Genomic DNA, 15,330 nt, shown 5'->3' with positions numbered 1-15,330 from the left:
GTGGCAGGTCACTCTGGAAAAAGCATTGTGTGCCCGGCGTCACGAAGTGCCTGCACATAATCCAGAAAGCCGAGACGGATCAGTTCCGGATGGATCGCCACGTTGCGCTCCGATTGTTCCGTCTTCAGTTTTCGAATTGCATTGTTCTCGATCCTGATAACCGGAAGCCCATCAACGTGATCGATTTCCTCTAGAAACAGACCACAATACTCTTCCCGCCGCGCTGCCGTGTATATGGCAAGGAGCGGTGCCCAGTATTTCGCATCATGGAAAACAAGGTCTCCTGCTTCGAAACGAAGTTCCTCGGATGCACAACCCCGCCACACGGGTAGATCGGCCAAAATCTCGATCTCTTCTGTGGTGAAGCCGGGACGCTCGTTTCTCTTGTTACCTTTCTTAGAGAACCTGAAGCCTTCGACCCCCTGATATTCCGCAAACGGATAACCCGAATGCTTGCAGATGGTGGCGATATTGTTGATCTGGGTCAGGTACCGATTCATGGTAGTGCCCGACAAACCAACCTTTTCAGCGGGAAGTTTCTTCGCCTTCTCAAGGATTTGATCAAAGGTCATGGCATGATCTTCCGGCGATTTCCCGTGGTTCTTCGGGAACTGGATCACGGCTGCCCGGAAATCGGCGATATCGACCTGAGTGATCAGAGTAGGGTCGCTGTGCCCAAGAAACTTTACCAGAAGGCGAGCCAGGGCCGCATGTTGCCTGACCTGGGTATCTCCCCATTCTCCATTGGCCTCTTTGACACCTGCTTCCCGAATGACAATCTCGACTAGATTGCCGGACCGTCGACCCACCGGACGCTCTGAAGGGATTGAGGCCGGTTGAACGACATTCGCGGGTGCTTCTGGCTCTTGGGCGTCGACGTCATCATCGCTGTCATGCTTGGGCGCAAATCGCTTCGGCGAGAAACTTGGTTCTCTTAATGTGTGTGTAGCTGGAGGCACCGGCTCCGGTGGAAGAGGCAGATGTTCCGGTGGAACCATCCTAGTTTTCAGGCTTTTTGCCGGAGAAGAGCTCAAAGCCTCGCGGAGCAAATCCTCGTCGGATTTCGCGAGGTCCATCCAACGATTGCTCACGTTCTGAAAGACCGCTGCGAGTGCTCTGAGATAGATCGCCTGCACCTTGCTTCTCGATGCAGCCGTGTCCGAAACACCGGCTTCGAACAGGATTTGACGGGCGCGAGGTTCATGCACCTTTCCAAGTTCGAGGTCCTGGTGCAATTCCAGATTCTGACGAACCTCCTCGATGTCAGCCTCGTCAAATCCCTCTGCCAACAATTGCTGAACTTGTGTCGGCCCAACGATTGCGTCCCACCCTTGAGCCGCAAGCAAGCGAAGCGAGGCGGCCATGGCCAGATCGGACCTCCGCCTTTTGTCCGGCGTGCCTGGCCGCTGCGGTGCGTTCAGTTCTAGGTGATCGATGCGGGCGGTTTCCTGCTGGACCAGATAGATAAAGACTTTCTTGGCTTCTTCAGGCGTCATGAGACCGTCGCGTATCTGATGGACGAGCTCCGCACTTCTAAGGGTAAGGTAGGGCGCGATTGATCGCGCCACCGATTGGTCCTTCGTGCACAGGCTCACTTCGATGCGTAGGTAAGCACAGGAAGCGGTTCCAATCCGTAAACGGCGGCGCCACCAATAGACGGATAGCCTTCTGAAAACATGCTGTATTCCACTCATGATCGACTCCTTGAAAGTTGGAGCGATGACGAGGTTTCATGATCCCGATGGCGACAGCCCGTTACGACAATTCGTTACGACACTGACGCCATTTTGATTCCCAGCTAAGCTTAAAGGCTGGAAAATCATGGCTTTTTGGCAGATTTTGCGAGATTGGCTGGGGCGCCTGGATTCGAACCAGGGGATGGCGGTACCAAAAACCGCTGCCTTACCGCTTGGCTACGCCCCAGCAGGCGGCGAAGGTGCCGCTGCGAGGCCGGTGATTAGCAAAGCTTCCTGCCGCGGGCAATGGTCTTGCATCCGGTTGCGGCAGGATTTTTCGATAGGCCGTGCGGCGGATCGTGCCGGCCATCTCTTTCGGGATGCAGCGCCGGCACCGGCGTGCTAGAACACCGGCGCAACCCTTCCTCGTTCCACTTCCGGGAAAAATCATGAGCAAGTTCCGTGCCCGCCCCCCTGCAATCCCCACCATCCTGCTCGACGATGCGGTGGTGCGCATCACCCGCTGGGATTTCGAGCCGGGGGCCGATACCGGCCATCACGTCCATGGCATGGGCTATGTGGTGGTGCCGATGACGGATCTTTCCATGCTCATCGAGGATGCATCCGGCGAGCGCCGCATCGAAATCGCCAGGGGCGCAGCCTATCGGCGCGATGCCGGCGTCGAGCACAATGTGGTGAATGCCGGCACCGAGCCCATGAGCTTCATCGAGATCGAGTACAAGTAGGAATGGCCGGCGAACAGGATGTCGCCTTCGACCGGGCCTTCACGCCAGCCTATGGCGAGGCGGTGCCGGTCGCGCCGGGCGTCGAACGGATCACCGTCAACAACCCCTCCCCCTTCACCTTCCACGGCACCAACACCTATATCGTCGGGCGCGACAGCGTCTGCGTGATCGATCCGGGCCCGGAGGACGAGGCGCATTTCGCGGCGCTGATGCGGGCGCTTGCCGGACGGCGCGTGAGCCATATCGCAGTGTCCCACACCCACCGGGACCATTCCCCCCTGGCCGCCCGGCTGAAGGCGGCAACGGGGGCGGCGACCGCCGCCGAAGGGCCGCACCGTCCCGCACGCCCGCTGCACGACGGCGAGACCAATCCTTTCGCCGAGAGCTCCGATACCGGCTTCCAGCCGGATATCGTGCTCGGCGAGGGCGACGTCATCGAAGGGGATGGCTGGACGCTCTCCGCCATTCTCACTCCCGGGCACACGGCCAATCATGCCGCCTTCGCCCTTGAGGGTACGGGCATCGTCTTTTCCGCCGATCACGTGATGGCCTGGGCAACGTCCATCGTCGCGCCGCCCGATGGCGCCATGGCGGATTACATGGCCTCGCTCGAGAGGCTGCTCGAGCGTGACGACCGCCTCTACCTGCCCGGCCATGGCGGGCCGGTGAACGAGCCGCAGGCCTTCCTGCGCGGGCTGCGCACCCATCGCCGCATGCGCGAACGGGCGGTTCTGGAGCGCATCCGGGCCGGCGACCGCTTCATTCCCGAGATGGTGAAGGCGATCTACCGGGATACCGACCCGCGGCTCCATGGCGCCGCAGCCCTTTCCGTGCTCGCCCATCTGGAAGACCTGACGGAAAAGGGCCGGGTCATCACCGGGGGGCCTCCCCGCCTTTCGGGCGAATACCGGCCGGGCCCGGACATCTGATCCGGGGCCGCCGGCCCGTTGCCGGTCCTTACTGCTGCTGGATCATCTGTTTGTAGACGATCAGGATATCGAGGTCGCGCTCGGGGAAGAACTCCTTGGCGCGCATCTCGAAGGTGGTCGGACCCGTCTTCTTCACGTCCTTGCCGCAGAAGCTCACGATGGCGTCGGCCGCACCCTTGTCCACGGTCAGGTGGAAGTCGCCGATCGGCCCTGCCCAGTTGGCGCCGGTGGTCAGGATGTAGGAAATCCAGCTTTCCATGTAGTAGGTATCGGGAATGTCCTTCTGCTGCTGCTCCAGCTTGGCGGACGCCTTCATGAAGCCGTCGTCGATGCAGTACTTCGTCTTGTAGTCCTGGTAATTCGTGCCCGGCTTGCCGTTGTCGATATAGGTCATGGCCACCGTGCCGCCGACGACAGGCTTGTAGCTGTGGTGCACGGTGACCGATTTCTTCGCCGGGAACACGGTGCGCCACCAGTAGGTGGAGCGCACCGTCCAGCGGGGCGAAATCTCGCTCATCTCCTTGTCGCCCTCGTACCAGACGTTCTTGTAGAGAAGGCCGCGGGCAACCCAGTCGTCCTGCACTTCGGGCGGCAGCTTGTTCACGGCGGCCTGCGCCTTCTCGCTGAGGCCGAGCTTCGGCACGCCCTGGGCGTCCACCTCTTCGGTGACGTCGAGATTGCCGGCGATCACCCGCTGCTGCAGCTCGGGCTCGATTTCCTCGCCATCCTGCTCCACATGAAAATTCATGAAGTTGTCGCTTTCCTTGTCGGCCACGCCGATGTCGGTCTCGATATAGGTTTCGAGATCGGGCATGGGGAAAGCGACCACGCTCTCGATGTCCTTGTCGGAATTGTTGGTGAAGACATAGTCCACCCTCACCTCGTCGGGCGAGATGTAGAGGTCCTCGCTGGTCATGGTCACGTCGCCGGTGGTGGCGAGGCGCAGGCCTCCGGCACCGAGCACCGCCATGGTGTCATTGGCCAGCGCGCCATGCGGCGCGGCGACGGTGGCGCCGAGCGCGAGTGCAAGCGCCGGAAGGGAGGAACGGTGGACGGACATGAAACGGGTATCCTTCTCTATGGAGCGGCTGAAGCGGACTGGCGGCAACTAAAGTCCGCTGCGCTCCCCTCGTCAACGTTCAAATCCGGACCGGATGCAATTCGGGGCCGCAGCGCCGGCGGCCCGTCGATAAAGTGCTTGCCAGCCGCCGCCGAAGGGTTCATCAGCAAGGCATGACCGGCCAGACCCAACGCCTCGACCAATTGCTGCTTTCCCGCAATCTCTTCGCCAGCCGCTCGCGTGCGCGCGATGCGATCGAACGCGGCACCGTGTCTGTCGATGGGCGGATCGTCACCAAACCCTCGGCCAGCGTGGCGGATGCGGCATCGATCTCGATCGACGATCCGGCCCGCAGCTATGTGTCGCGCGCAGCCCTCAAGCTCGTCGCGGCGCTCGACGGGTTCGGGCTTTCGCCCGAAGGCCGCACCTGTCTCGATGTCGGCGCCTCGACCGGCGGCTTCACCGAGGTGCTGCTCGAGCGCGGGGCATCCCATGTCGTCGCCATCGATGTCGGCCACGGGCAGATGCACGATCGGCTGCGGGCGGATCCGCGCGTGACCTGCATCGAGGGGCTGAATGCGCGGGCCATGACGCGCGAGGATATCGGCGGGCGGGCCATTTCCTTCGTCGTATCCGACGTTTCCTTCATCTCGCTGAAGCTGGCGCTGCCGCCAGCCCTTGCCCTGGCCGAGCCCGGCTCGCTTGCGGTTCTGCTGGTGAAACCCCAATTCGAGGCGGGGCGCGAGGCCATCAGCAAGGCGGGCCTTCTGAAACAGCCGGAAACCGCGCCCGCCATCGCCGCCGATCTCGAAGCCTGGCTGATCCGGGACATGGGGTGGAAAAGCCTCGGGCTTCTCCCCTCGCCCATCGCCGGCGGCGACGGCAACCACGAATTTCTTCTCGCAGGACTGAAACCATGAGCACCGAAACCGTAACCATCGACAAGCTCGGCGCCGAGGGCGACGGCATCGCTTACACCGAGGCGGGTCCCGTCTACGTGCCCTTCACCGTACCCGGCGACCGGGTGGCGATTGCCCGGGTGAAAAACCGCGGCACGGTGATGTCCGTCGCCGAGGCCTCGCCCGACCGGCGCGACGCGCCCTGCCGGCATTTCGGTCCCGATGGCGTCAACGGTGCCTGCGGCGGCTGTTCGCTTCAGCACATGGCTGACGAGCCCTACCGCGCCTGGAAGCGGCAGCTGGTGGTGGATGCGCTGAAGGCCAGGGGCCTTACCCCCGATGTGGGCCCGCTCGTCGCGGCCCATCCGGGCGAGCGCCGGCGCGTGGTCTTTGCCGCGCGGCGGACGGAAAAGGCGCTGCTCCTTGGCTTCAACCAGGCGGAAAGCCATCACATCGTCGATCTCGCCGAATGTCCCGTTGCGGTGCCGGCCATCGCCGGACGGCTGGATGTCCTGCGCCGCATCGGCCGGGCGCTCAGCCCCAATGCCGATCCCTTCAAGCTGACCGTGACCGAAACGATGAGCGGCCTCGACATTGCCGCCGACGGGGTGAAGAAGCCGGACGAGCGCCAGCGCCGCGCGGCCATCGAAGCGGTTCTTGCGGAGCGGGGCATCGCCCGCGTGTCGCTGAACGGAGAAATCCTCGTGGAACCGGCGCGCCCGGTGCTCGATTTCGGCGGCGCCTCCGTCGCCCCGCCGCCCGGCGGCTTCACCCAGGCGACGCGCCAGGCGGAAGAGGTCATGGCCGCGATCGTGCTCGATGCCATCGGCAAGGCGAAGCGCGTGGCCGATCTCTTCGCGGGCTCCGGCACCTTCGCGCTGCGGCTGGCCCGCAAGGCGCGGGTTCATGCCGTGGAGGGCGACGCCGCCGCCATCGCGGCGCTCGATCAGGCCGCCCGCACCACCCAGGGCCTCAAGCCCGTGACCGTGGAACGCCGCGACCTCTTCCGCCGGCCGCTGATGGCAAGCGAACTCAAGGTCTTCGACGCCATCGTCTTCGACCCGCCCCGCGCCGGCGCCGAGGCACAGGTGAAGGAAATCCCGAAAAGCGGCGTGAAAACCATCGTCGCCGTCAGCTGCAATCCGCTGACCCTCGCCCGCGACCTCTCGATCCTCACCGCCGCCGGCTACCGCATCGCCTCCGTCACCCCCATCGACCAGTTCCTCTGGACCCCGCATGTGGAAGCCGTCGCCGTGCTCGTGAAGGGGTAATTGCGGGCTGGGAAGGGGCGCGGTGCAGCACTGGCTGGGCCGCAGGGGGTAGAGTGTGCCGATGTGCGCCCTGCTTTGCCTCGCATTGTGTTGAGTGTGCCGAGGTGCACCCCGCTTTGCCTGCGTGAGGTTGAGTGTGTCAATGCGCACCCCCCTCTGTCCCTGCCGGGACATCTCCCCCTCAAGGGGGGAGATTGACCGTGGTCTTTTGGTTTCCCCAAATAACAAGCGTCTCATTTGCAGAGACGTTTGCGAGGGACTTCCCCAAGAATTCCCATCCCGATCTCCCCCCTTGAGGGGGAGATGCCCGGCAGGGCAGAGGGGGGTGCAGTCCGGCAAATTCGACGCCGTGCAGGGACAGAGGGGGGTGCACATCGGCAAACTCAACGCCATGCGAGGCAGAGGGGGGTGCACCTCGGCAAACTCGCCCCCCCCGCGCCGCCACAGGGCAAAAACGCAGCCATCCTGCCAAAAGAAAAGGGGCGCTGTCGCGCCCCTCTCCCGGGTGATGCCGTCCGCCATCAGGCCGCGTAGCGGCCGTCCTGATGCTGGCGGGCGGTGTTGAGCTTGAACTGGGTGAGCAGGGCGTGGAGTTCGGCGGCTTCCTCGGCCAGCTTGTGGCTGGCGGCCGTCTGCTCCTCCACCATGGCGGCGTTCTGCTGAGTGCCCTGGTCCATCTGGTTGACGGCGACATTGACCTCCTGGAGGCCCTGGCTCTGTTCGCGGGCGGCCTGGACGATGGCCGCGACGTGGCTGTTGATCTCCTGCACCTCGCGGACGATGGCGCGCAGAGCCGCACCCGTTTCGTCGACCAGGGTGACGCCCGCCTGAACCTGCTCGCCGGAGGCGTGGATCAGGGACTTGATCTCCTTGGCCGCGCTGGCGGAGCGCTGGGCGAGTTCGCGGACTTCCTGTGCCACGACGGCGAAACCCTTGCCGGCTTCACCGGCGCGCGCGGCTTCCACCCCGGCGTTCAGCGCCAGAAGGTTCGTCTGGAAGGCGATCTCGTCGATGACGCCGATGATGTTGGAGATTTCGCCGGAGCTCTTCTCGATGCCCCGCATGGCCGAAACCGCCCGTTCCACCACCTCGCCGGACCGCTCGGCGGCGGTGCGGGTGCGGGCAACGAGGGCCCCCATCTCCTCGGCGCGATAGGCGCTGTCCTTGACGGTGGCGGTGATTTCCTCGAGCGCGGCAGCCGTTTCCTCCACGGAAGCGGCCTGCTGTTCCGTCCGCCGGGCAAGGCCGTCGGCGGAGTTGCGGATCTCGCTGGACCCCGAATTGATCGCCTCCGCGGTGTGACCGACGGTGAGCAGGGCCTGGTGCAGGCGCGAGACGGAGTTGTTGAAGTCGTTGCGCAGGCGGTCGAGTTCCGGCGGGAAGGCCTCGCGGATCTGACAGGTGATGTCGCCCTGGGCGAGATGTTCCAGCCCTTCGGCGAGCAGATGCACGGCCCGGCCGGTTTCCTCGGCCTTGCGGGCGGCTTCTGCCTCCCGGGCGCGGCGTTCCTGCTCGGTCATGCTGCGCTGGCTTTCGGTCTCGGCCTGAAGGCGCATGCGCTCGTTGGCATTGTCGCGGAAGACGACGACGGCGGCGGCCATCTTGCCGATTTCGTCGGTGCGGTCCTGCGCGGGGATTTCGATGGAGGTATCGCCGGCGGCAAGCTTGTCCATGGCGGCGGTCATGTCACGGACCGGGCGCACCACGAGGCGCGACAGCAGCACGGCCATCATGGCGATCATCAGCAGCACGGCGATGACGGTGGCCGTCAGCGCCGCATTGCGCAGCGAATTGAGCGGGGCATAGATTTCCGCCTTGTCCACGGCAAAGCCGAGATACCACTCCACCGAGGGAAGGCCCGCGACCGGCACGAAGCCGACCAGCATGTCCTTGCCGCCATAGGTGGTGGACGTGAAGGTATCGCCGATGACGGGCGTCTGCTCGGGGAAGGCCTCGGCCAGCCCCTTCGTCACCAGCTTGGCATCGGGATAGACGAGCAGCTGGCCATCCTTGTTGACAAGGAAGGCAAAGCCGTTGCCCTCGAGATTGTAGCCCTGCACCATGTCGACCAGCGTCTTCAGCGAGAAATCGCTGCCGGCAACGCCGGCGAGCTGGCCGTTGCGCTGGACGGGAAGCGCCGCCGTGATGATCAGCTCTCCGGAGCTGGCATCCACGTAAGGCTCCGTCAGCACCGTCTTGCCGGCGGCGACGGCGTCCTTGTACCAGGGGCGCACGCGCGGATCGTAATCGGCAGGCAGTTCGGAGGCAGGCCAGATCTGCATCTTGCCGTTGGCGTCGCCGAAATAGGTGGCGAGAAACTGCCTGGCGAGGAAGTCGTTCTGCAGGACCGCCATTTCGCCGGCGGGATCGGCCGCCTTGACCAGCCCCTCGCCGGCCATTTCGGTCAGAAGGATGCGCCCCGTCAGCCAGTTGGCGATGGACTGCGATCCGGACTTGCCGGCCGCACGCATGTTGTTCTCGATGGTTTCCGTCAGCGAGGTGCGCTGGACGCTTTCGATATAGAAGGAAAAGCCGCTGAAGGAGGCAATCACCGTGATCGTCGCCACGGCAAGAATGCGCATCATCAGGTTCATTTTTGATAGCATGACCGGTTCTCTCGATCGTTCCGGGCAGGGACTCGATCAGGTCGCCATCGCATGCCAAGCCCAGACCCGGCCTGGCAGCAGCGTGGCCGGTCATGCCACTCTTCCGCGTATTTCCTGCGCCACAGATGACGGTATTATTACGGTCAATCGTTAATTATAAAATAAACCAAAATTGGACGATGAGGCGAAACACCCTGCGTTCTCGGGTATTCCGCCGCGCGGCCCGAGCTGCTAGACGCGCGATCTTCGCGGAGGGGTATTTTACCCCTGGTTGTATTTCTCAACACACACCCGTCAATTTCCGTGGGCGGTAAATCGTTGTATCCGAATGGAATTCTGACGATCGTCAGGTTTTGGCACAACCCGCGGCGGTTTCCCCTGGTCTTGTGGATGGAGCGCCCGGCGAAGGGCAGGACGCACGAAAGGGAGGGGCCTTTCCGGTCCCCTCCCCGCCGGTGCCTGCATTAATGATCAGGCTGCCCGGTCCTCCCGCGCCTCGCCGGACAGGGAATGGAGCTTGAACTGGGTAAGCAGCGCGTGGAGCTCGGCGGCTTCCTCCGCCAGCCGGTGGCTTGCGGCGGTCTGCTCCTCGACCATGGCGGCATTCTGCTGGGTGCCCTGATCCATCTGGTTCATGGCAAGGTTCACCTCCTGCAGGCCCTGGCTCTGTTCGCGCGCCGCATGAACGATCGCGGCCACATGGCTGTTGATTTCCTGCACCTCCCGCACGATGGTCCTCAGCGCGGCCCCGGTCTCGTCCACCAGCGTGACGCCCGCCTGAACCTGACCGCCGGAAGCGTGGATCAGCGTCTTGATTTCCTTCGCCGCGATGGCGGATCGCTGGGCGAGCTCCCGAACCTCCTGCGCCACGACCGCGAAACCCTTGCCGGCCACGCCTGCACGCGCCGCTTCCACGCCGGCATTGAGCGCCAGCAGGTTCGTCTGGAAGGCAATCTCGTCGATGACGCCGATGATGCTGGAGATCTCGCCGGAGCTCCTTTCGATCCCGCGCATGGCCGAAACCGCCCGTTCGACCACCTCGCCGGAGCGTTCCGCACCCTGGCGGGTGCGGGCAACGAGCGCGCCCATCTCCTCGGCGCGATAGGCGCTTTCCCGGACGGTAACGGTGATTTCCTCGAGCGCGGCAGCGGTCTCCTCGACGGAGGCCGCCTGCTGCTCCGTGCGGCGCGCAAGGCCATCGGCGGAGTTGCGGATTTCGCTCGAACCGGAATTGATCGCCTGTGCCGCACTGCCGACGGTCAGCAGCGCCTGATGCAGGCGGACCACCGAATTGTTGAAGTCCTCGCGCAGCCGGTCGAGCTCGGCGGGGAATGCCTCGCGGATCTGGAAGGTCATGTCGCCGCGCGCCAGGTGCTCCAGCGCCTCGGCCAGGAGATCGACGGCGCGTTCCGTCTCTTCCGCCCGGCGCGCCTTTTCCGCCTCCCGCGCGCGCCGTTCCTGCTCGGCTATGCTGCGCTGCCGCTCGGTCTCGGCCTGCAGCTCCCGCCGCTCGTTCTCGTTGTCGCGGAACACCACGACGGCGGCAGCCATGTGGCCGATCTCGTCGCTGCGATCCCCGGCCGGAATGTCAATGGTGGTGTCACCGGAGGCCAGCGCATCCATGGCCGCCGTCATCTGCCGAACAGGGCGCACGACGAGGCGGGACAGCAGGGCCGACATCAGCGCGATCATCAGCAGCATGGCGATGACCGTGGCGGTGAAGGCGGCATTGCGCAGCGCATCGAGCGGGCCGTAGACCACCGCCTTGTCGACCGCGAAGCCCAGATACCACTCGACCGACGGCAGACCCTTGACCGGCACGAAGCCGACCAGAACCTCCTTGCCGCCATAGGTGGTGGAGGTGAGTTGGTCCGAGATCGCCGGCGTATCGGCCGGGAAAGCATCCTTCAGCTCCTTCGTCACAAGCTTGCTGTCGGGATAGACGAGCAGCTGGCCGTCCCGGTTCACCAGAAAGGCAAAGCCGTTGCCGTCGAGATTGTAGCCCTGCACCATGTCGACGAGCGACTTCAGCGAGAAATCCGTTCCCGCAACGCCGATCAGCTTGCCGTCGCGCTTCAGCGGCACCGCTGCGGTGATCAGGAGTTCGTTGATCGAGGCATCCACATAGGGCTCGGTCAGGACGGTTCCGTCCGCGGCAACCGCGTCCTTGTACCAGGGGCGCTGACGCGGATCGTAGTCCGACGGCAGCGGAATGTCCGGCCACTGCGTCATCTTGCCGGCGACGTCGCCGATATAGGTGCCGATGAACTGTCTGGAGAGGAGGTCGTTCTGCAGGATCTTCATGATCTCCGGCGGATCCGCCGCCTTCTGCAATTCCTCTGCCATCATCTGCGTGAGCAGCACGCGGCCGGTCAGCCAGTTGGTGATGGATTGCGCGCCCGCTTTGCCGGCCGCACCCATGTCGTGCTCGATGGTTTCCGTCAGCGATATCCGCTGCACCTTCTCGATATACAGATAGAAGCCGCTGAAGGAGGCGACGACGGTGGTCGTCGCCACGGCCAGGATGCGCATCATCAGGTTCATTCTTGACAGCATGACCGGTTCTCTCGATCGTTGCAGGCAGGGTTGGGTCCACTCGCCCTCGCAGGCGCGGGCTTCGCCCCCTCGTCCTGCCGCGTGGCCGTTCATGCCACTCTTCCGCGTATGTCCTGCGCCTCGATGCACGTATAATCATATTATTTAGTTAATTAGGATATAATGGATTGAAGAGACCCCGGGCGTTGCCGCGGCTTAGCTTTTGCATGGCGGCGCAAAACCGGCTAAGGGCATCGGCACGGGGATGCGCGCCGGACGACCGTTGCCGCGACGCCCTTTTCAGGAACCGACTGGAAGTTGCCATGGATCAGGACAAGAAGCCCCTCGCCACCGTCAACGTGTTGAAGAAGCCGGATGGCAGCTGGTGGTTCGCCATGACCTGGCGGGGTGTGACGCAGCCGCTGCAGGGCCCGTTCCGCAGCCAGGTGGAGGCCGCCGCCGGCGCCCAGATCGCCATCAAGGCGCTGGAAGGCCGCAACGCCCGCTGAACCGCCGCGAGCGGCGCTCAGAGATTGAGCGCCATGACTCCGGCCAGCACCAGCAGGATGATGCCCTGGCCCAGGTGGATCACCACATCCGGCCGGGCGGTCCCGCGCAGGATGACCCAGACATCGAGAAAACTCACCAGCGCCGCCGAAAGCGCCACGATGACAAGGGCCGGCCGGTCGCCCAGCGCGAGCATGCCGATCATGATGATGGCAAGGGCGATGGAGCGGCTGCCGGTGGTGCGGGCATAGGGCAGGTCCTTGCCCTCCTCCATGTCGGCGCCGAAACGCAGCACGCCCTCGCGGGGCAGGATGAGCAGCCGCAAGCCGTAGCCCATGAGATAGAGGGCCACCGCCAGCATGACCATGAACAGCGGCGATGAAAAGCTGATGGCAGCCGTCTGGTACATGCTTCCCCTCCCCGGCTCTCGCACCGGGGAGGCTACCACATGTCAAAACATGCGCAAGTTCGAAAATTATCCCTTGCGTGCCATGAACTTCTGGAAGGCGGCCATGGCCTCGGCGCTTTTCAGCTGGGCGGAGAAATGCGCCGCCTCTTCCGCGATGCGCCCGGCGACATCCGGCCGGCCCTTGCGGATCAGGTCGCGGGCGATCCTGAGCGCCTGCGGCGGCTTGGCGGCGAGCCCGGCGGCGGCGGCCAGCACCTTCTCCTCGAGCTCCTCCTCCGGCACCACCTGCCAGATGAGCCCGGCATCGCGGGCATCCTCGGCGGAAAAGCCCTCGCCCGCGGCAAACATGGCGAAAGCCCGCTGATGGCCCATCACGAGCGGCCCGAGCAGGCTCGATGCCGCCTCCGGCACCAGCGCCAGATCCACGAAGGGCGTGCGGAACAGCGAGCGCGGTGTCGCAAAGGTCATGTCGCAATGCAGGTGGATCGTCGTGCCGATGCCGATGGCAAGCCCGTCCACGCCGGAGACCAGCGGCTTTTCGGCATTCGAGAGCGCATCGAGAAAATCGAGAACCTCCCGGCCAAGGCTTCCGCCCATGGCAAAGGCCATGAAATCCGCCATGTCGTTGCCCGCCGAAAAGGCCCCGGGCGAGCCCAGGAAGGCGATGGCCCGAATGTCGGGATCGCCGTTGGCGGCGCGGATCGCATCGGTCAGCGTCTGGTACATGCCCCGGGTGATGGCATTCTTCTTGTCGGGGCGGTTGAAGCGCAGGACAAGAACGCCCGGCCGTTCGGCGGGGCGCTCGATCAGGATATGGGTGTCGCTCATCACGGTCTCCCTTCAGGCCAGCAGGCGGCCGGCGGCGGCGAGGCTGTCCGCCCCGGATATCACCTGCACCTTCAGGGCTGCGGTTTCCGCCAGCAGGTTCTCGGCGGCGAAACGGGCCAGCGCCACGCGGTCTTCCCGGCCGCCGTCACCGGGGTCGGCAAGCGCGGCCTTTGCCAGGAAGATGCCCGTCAGCGTCAGGCCGAACAGCCGCTGGTAGGGCGTCGCCCCCGACAGCGCCTCGCTCATGCGGCCTGCGGCAAGCTCCGCCATCAGATGCGCAGTCGCTTCGGAGAGGTCTGTCACCGCGATCTCGAGCCAGGCTGCGGTCCGGCCGAAACCCGCATCGTCCCGAGCCGCGACATCGGCGGCAACGGCGCGCAGTTCCTCGAGATAGGCGCGCACATGCTGTCCGCCCGAAAGCGGAAGCTTGCGGGTGACGAGGTCGATCGCCTGGATGCCGTTGGTGCCCTCGTAGATGGGCGCGATCCGGGCATCGCGCAGATAGCGGGCAGCGCCCGTTTCCTCGATGAAGCCCATGCCGCCATGCACCTGAATGCCCATGGAGGCGACATCGACCCCCACATCCGTGGAGAAGCTCTTGGCGATGGGGGTGAGCAGCGCCGCGCGCTCGGCAAAGTGGCGGCCCGTCTCCCCCTCCGTGTGATGCGCCATGTCCGTGGCATAGGCACAGGAATAGCAGATGGCGCGCGCGCCCTGTGTCAGCGCCTTCATCGTCAGCAGCGTGCGGCGGATGTCGGGGTGGTCGATGATCGGGCTCATGCCCTCGCCGGAGTGACCGGGCGCCTTGCCCTGGGTGCGCTCGCGGGCATACTGGATTGCCTTCTGCGTGGCGGCCTCCGCAATCGCAACGCCCTGCACGCCGACGGCAAGGCGGGCATTGTTCATCATCGTGAACATGCAGGCGAGACCCTTGTTCTCCTCGCCGACCAGATAGCCGACCGCTCCCTTTTCGCTGCCGAAACGGCCATCGCCATAGATCATGGTGCAGGTGGGCGAGCCGTGAATGCCGAGCTTGTGCTCGATGGCATGGCAGAAGAGATCGTTGCGCGCGCCGAGCAAGCCGTCGTCGTTGACGAGGAATTTCGGCACGAGGAACAGCGAGATGCCGCGCGTGCCGGCAGGCGCATCGGGAAGCCGCGCCAGGACGAGGTGGATGATGTTCTCGGTGGCGTCGTGCTCGCCCCAGGTGATGTAGATCTTCTGGCCGAAGATGCGGTAGGTGCCATCCTCGCGCCGTTCGGCGCGGGCCTTGAGCACGCCGAGATCGGAGCCCGCATGGGGCTCGGTGAGGTTCATCGTGCCGGACCACTCGCCCGAGACCATGCGATGCAGGAACTTTTCCTTCAGCGCCTCGGAGCCGTGCTTGGTCAGCGCGTCGACCGCGCCCATCGTCAGCGTCGGGGCGAGCGCGAAGGCCATGGAGCCGGAGTTCCACATCTCCAGCGCCGCGACGTTCAGCATGTGCGGCAGCGCCTGCCCGCCATAGGCTTCGGGTGCCGTGAGCCCGTTCCAGCCGCCTTCGATCCATTGCCGATAGAGATCGGCCCAGCCATCGGGAAGCGTCACCACGCCATCGCCTTCGTGGCGGGCGCCCTGCCGGTCGCCCTGCGGCCCGAGCGGCGCCACCACCTCGGTGGCGAAACGCCCCGCCTCGCCGAGGATCGCATCCACCAGATCTTCCGAGAGGTCGCCGAGGGCGCCCTCCTCCAGCGCGGGGCCAAGCCCCGCCACATGCTTCAGCGTGAACAGAATGTCTTCCACCGGCGCCTTGTACATCGCTCTCCCACTCCCTGATTCCCGGGTGTCCTGGCGGCCCGGAGCATAGCGCAAATTCAGCGCCTGC

At 64.7% G+C, this 15,330-nt stretch carries 12 protein-coding genes and 1 tRNA gene; 5 read left to right on the top strand and 8 right to left on the bottom strand.

The window, feature by feature from the left end; genetic code table 11:
• Window positions 1–8: 8 nt before the first annotated feature.
• Together GGR23_RS07910 and GGR23_RS07905 are read right to left on the bottom strand one after the other, a co-directional pair.
• Window positions 9–1,694: a site-specific integrase gene (locus GGR23_RS07910; RefSeq protein WP_183365624.1), complete on the bottom strand. Its 1,686-nt coding sequence runs from the start codon at window positions 1,692–1,694 to the stop codon at window positions 9–11.
• Window positions 1,695–1,848: 154 nt separating this feature from the next.
• Window positions 1,849–1,923 (bottom strand) — tRNA-Gln (locus GGR23_RS07905).
• A 202-nt stretch (window positions 1,924–2,125) separates the two neighbouring features.
• Between GGR23_RS07905 and GGR23_RS07900 the strand changes: the two genes are divergently transcribed.
• The gene (locus GGR23_RS07900; RefSeq protein ID WP_183365623.1) at window positions 2,126–2,422 is read left to right on the top strand and encodes a cupin domain-containing protein; all 297 of its coding nucleotides are present in this window, start codon (window positions 2,126–2,128) and stop codon (window positions 2,420–2,422) included.
• Window positions 2,423–2,424: 2 nt separating this feature from the next.
• Window positions 2,425–3,351, top strand: a complete 927-nt coding sequence (locus GGR23_RS07895) for an MBL fold metallo-hydrolase (RefSeq protein ID WP_183365622.1) — start codon at window positions 2,425–2,427, stop codon at window positions 3,349–3,351.
• Between the two features lie 28 nt (window positions 3,352–3,379).
• Here the strand turns inward: GGR23_RS07895 and GGR23_RS07890 are convergent, their stop codons facing one another.
• Window positions 3,380–4,411: a DUF4424 domain-containing protein gene (locus GGR23_RS07890; RefSeq protein WP_183365621.1), complete on the bottom strand. Its 1,032-nt coding sequence runs from the start codon at window positions 4,409–4,411 to the stop codon at window positions 3,380–3,382.
• A gap of 173 nt (window positions 4,412–4,584) precedes the next feature.
• On the opposite strand from GGR23_RS07890, the gene GGR23_RS07885 reads away from it, so the two are divergent.
• Window positions 4,585–5,331 (top strand): TlyA family RNA methyltransferase, encoded by a 747-nt coding sequence (locus GGR23_RS07885; RefSeq protein WP_183365620.1) that lies wholly within the window; start codon window positions 4,585–4,587, stop codon window positions 5,329–5,331.
• On the top strand, window positions 5,328–6,581 hold the full coding sequence (locus tag GGR23_RS07880) for a class I SAM-dependent RNA methyltransferase (protein ID WP_183365619.1): 1,254 nt from the start codon (window positions 5,328–5,330) through the stop codon (window positions 6,579–6,581). The genes GGR23_RS07885 and GGR23_RS07880 overlap by 4 nt, the downstream gene beginning before the upstream one ends.
• Before the next feature lie 521 nt (window positions 6,582–7,102).
• Here GGR23_RS07880 and GGR23_RS07875 read toward each other — a convergent pair.
• Together GGR23_RS07875 and GGR23_RS07870 are read right to left on the bottom strand one after the other, a co-directional pair.
• Complete coding sequence (locus GGR23_RS07875; protein ID WP_183365618.1) at window positions 7,103–9,187, bottom strand: methyl-accepting chemotaxis protein; 2,085 nt, start codon at window positions 9,185–9,187, stop codon at window positions 7,103–7,105.
• 471 nt (window positions 9,188–9,658) lie between these two features.
• Window positions 9,659–11,743 (bottom strand): methyl-accepting chemotaxis protein, encoded by a 2,085-nt coding sequence (locus GGR23_RS07870; protein WP_183365617.1) that lies wholly within the window; start codon window positions 11,741–11,743, stop codon window positions 9,659–9,661.
• A 302-nt stretch (window positions 11,744–12,045) separates the two neighbouring features.
• On the opposite strand from GGR23_RS07870, the gene GGR23_RS07865 reads away from it, so the two are divergent.
• Window positions 12,046–12,231 carry a hypothetical protein gene (locus GGR23_RS07865; protein WP_183365616.1) on the top strand — a complete coding sequence of 62 codons (186 nt, stop codon included), beginning with the start codon at window positions 12,046–12,048 and terminating at the stop codon, window positions 12,229–12,231.
• Between the two features lie 17 nt (window positions 12,232–12,248).
• Here GGR23_RS07865 and GGR23_RS07860 read toward each other — a convergent pair whose 3' ends face one another.
• The 3 genes from GGR23_RS07860 to GGR23_RS07850 all read right to left on the bottom strand — a co-directional run bounded on the left by GGR23_RS07860 (window position 12,249) and on the right by GGR23_RS07850 (window position 15,263).
• On the bottom strand, window positions 12,249–12,638 hold the full coding sequence (locus GGR23_RS07860; RefSeq protein WP_183365615.1) for a DUF4267 domain-containing protein: 390 nt from the start codon (window positions 12,636–12,638) through the stop codon (window positions 12,249–12,251).
• A 66-nt stretch (window positions 12,639–12,704) separates the two neighbouring features.
• Window positions 12,705–13,466, bottom strand: coding sequence for a crotonase/enoyl-CoA hydratase family protein (locus tag GGR23_RS07855; protein WP_183365614.1), 762 nt, complete (start codon window positions 13,464–13,466; stop codon window positions 12,705–12,707).
• A 12-nt stretch (window positions 13,467–13,478) separates the two neighbouring features.
• Window positions 13,479–15,263: an acyl-CoA dehydrogenase family protein gene (locus GGR23_RS07850; RefSeq protein ID WP_183365613.1), complete on the bottom strand. Its 1,785-nt coding sequence runs from the start codon at window positions 15,261–15,263 to the stop codon at window positions 13,479–13,481.
• Window positions 15,264–15,330 lie beyond the last annotated feature (67 nt).

This window comes from Gellertiella hungarica, from assembly GCF_014197145.1.
GTDB lineage: Bacteria > Pseudomonadota > Alphaproteobacteria > Rhizobiales > Rhizobiaceae > Gellertiella > Gellertiella hungarica.
The sequence above is the reverse complement of the archived record's forward strand: the minus strand, read 5'-3'. Positions and strand labels throughout refer to the sequence as shown.

Bases quoted from the DNA above. Each gene is read 5' to 3' on its own strand.
- GGR23_RS07860 (WP_183365615.1), bottom strand. From the start codon at position 12,638: ATGTACCAGACGGCTGCCATCAGCTTTTCATCGCCGCTGTTCATGGTC.
- GGR23_RS07910 (WP_183365624.1), bottom strand. From the start codon at position 1,694: ATGAGTGGAATACAGCATGTTTTCAGAAGGCTATCCGTCTATTGGTGG.
- GGR23_RS07875 (WP_183365618.1), bottom strand. From the start codon at position 9,187: ATGCTATCAAAAATGAACCTGATGATGCGCATTCTTGCCGTGGCGACG.
- GGR23_RS07855 (WP_183365614.1), bottom strand. From the start codon at position 13,466: ATGAGCGACACCCATATCCTGATCGAGCGCCCCGCCGAACGGCCGGGC.
- GGR23_RS07850 (WP_183365613.1), bottom strand. From the start codon at position 15,263: ATGTACAAGGCGCCGGTGGAAGACATTCTGTTCACGCTGAAGCATGTG.
- GGR23_RS07890 (WP_183365621.1), bottom strand. From the start codon at position 4,411: ATGTCCGTCCACCGTTCCTCCCTTCCGGCGCTTGCACTCGCGCTCGGC.
- GGR23_RS07865 (WP_183365616.1), top strand. From the start codon at position 12,046: ATGGATCAGGACAAGAAGCCCCTCGCCACCGTCAACGTGTTGAAGAAG.
- GGR23_RS07885 (WP_183365620.1), top strand. From the start codon at position 4,585: ATGACCGGCCAGACCCAACGCCTCGACCAATTGCTGCTTTCCCGCAAT.
- GGR23_RS07870 (WP_183365617.1), bottom strand. From the start codon at position 11,743: ATGCTGTCAAGAATGAACCTGATGATGCGCATCCTGGCCGTGGCGACG.
- GGR23_RS07880 (WP_183365619.1), top strand. From the start codon at position 5,328: ATGAGCACCGAAACCGTAACCATCGACAAGCTCGGCGCCGAGGGCGAC.
- GGR23_RS07895 (WP_183365622.1), top strand. From the start codon at position 2,425: ATGGCCGGCGAACAGGATGTCGCCTTCGACCGGGCCTTCACGCCAGCC.
- GGR23_RS07900 (WP_183365623.1), top strand. From the start codon at position 2,126: ATGAGCAAGTTCCGTGCCCGCCCCCCTGCAATCCCCACCATCCTGCTC.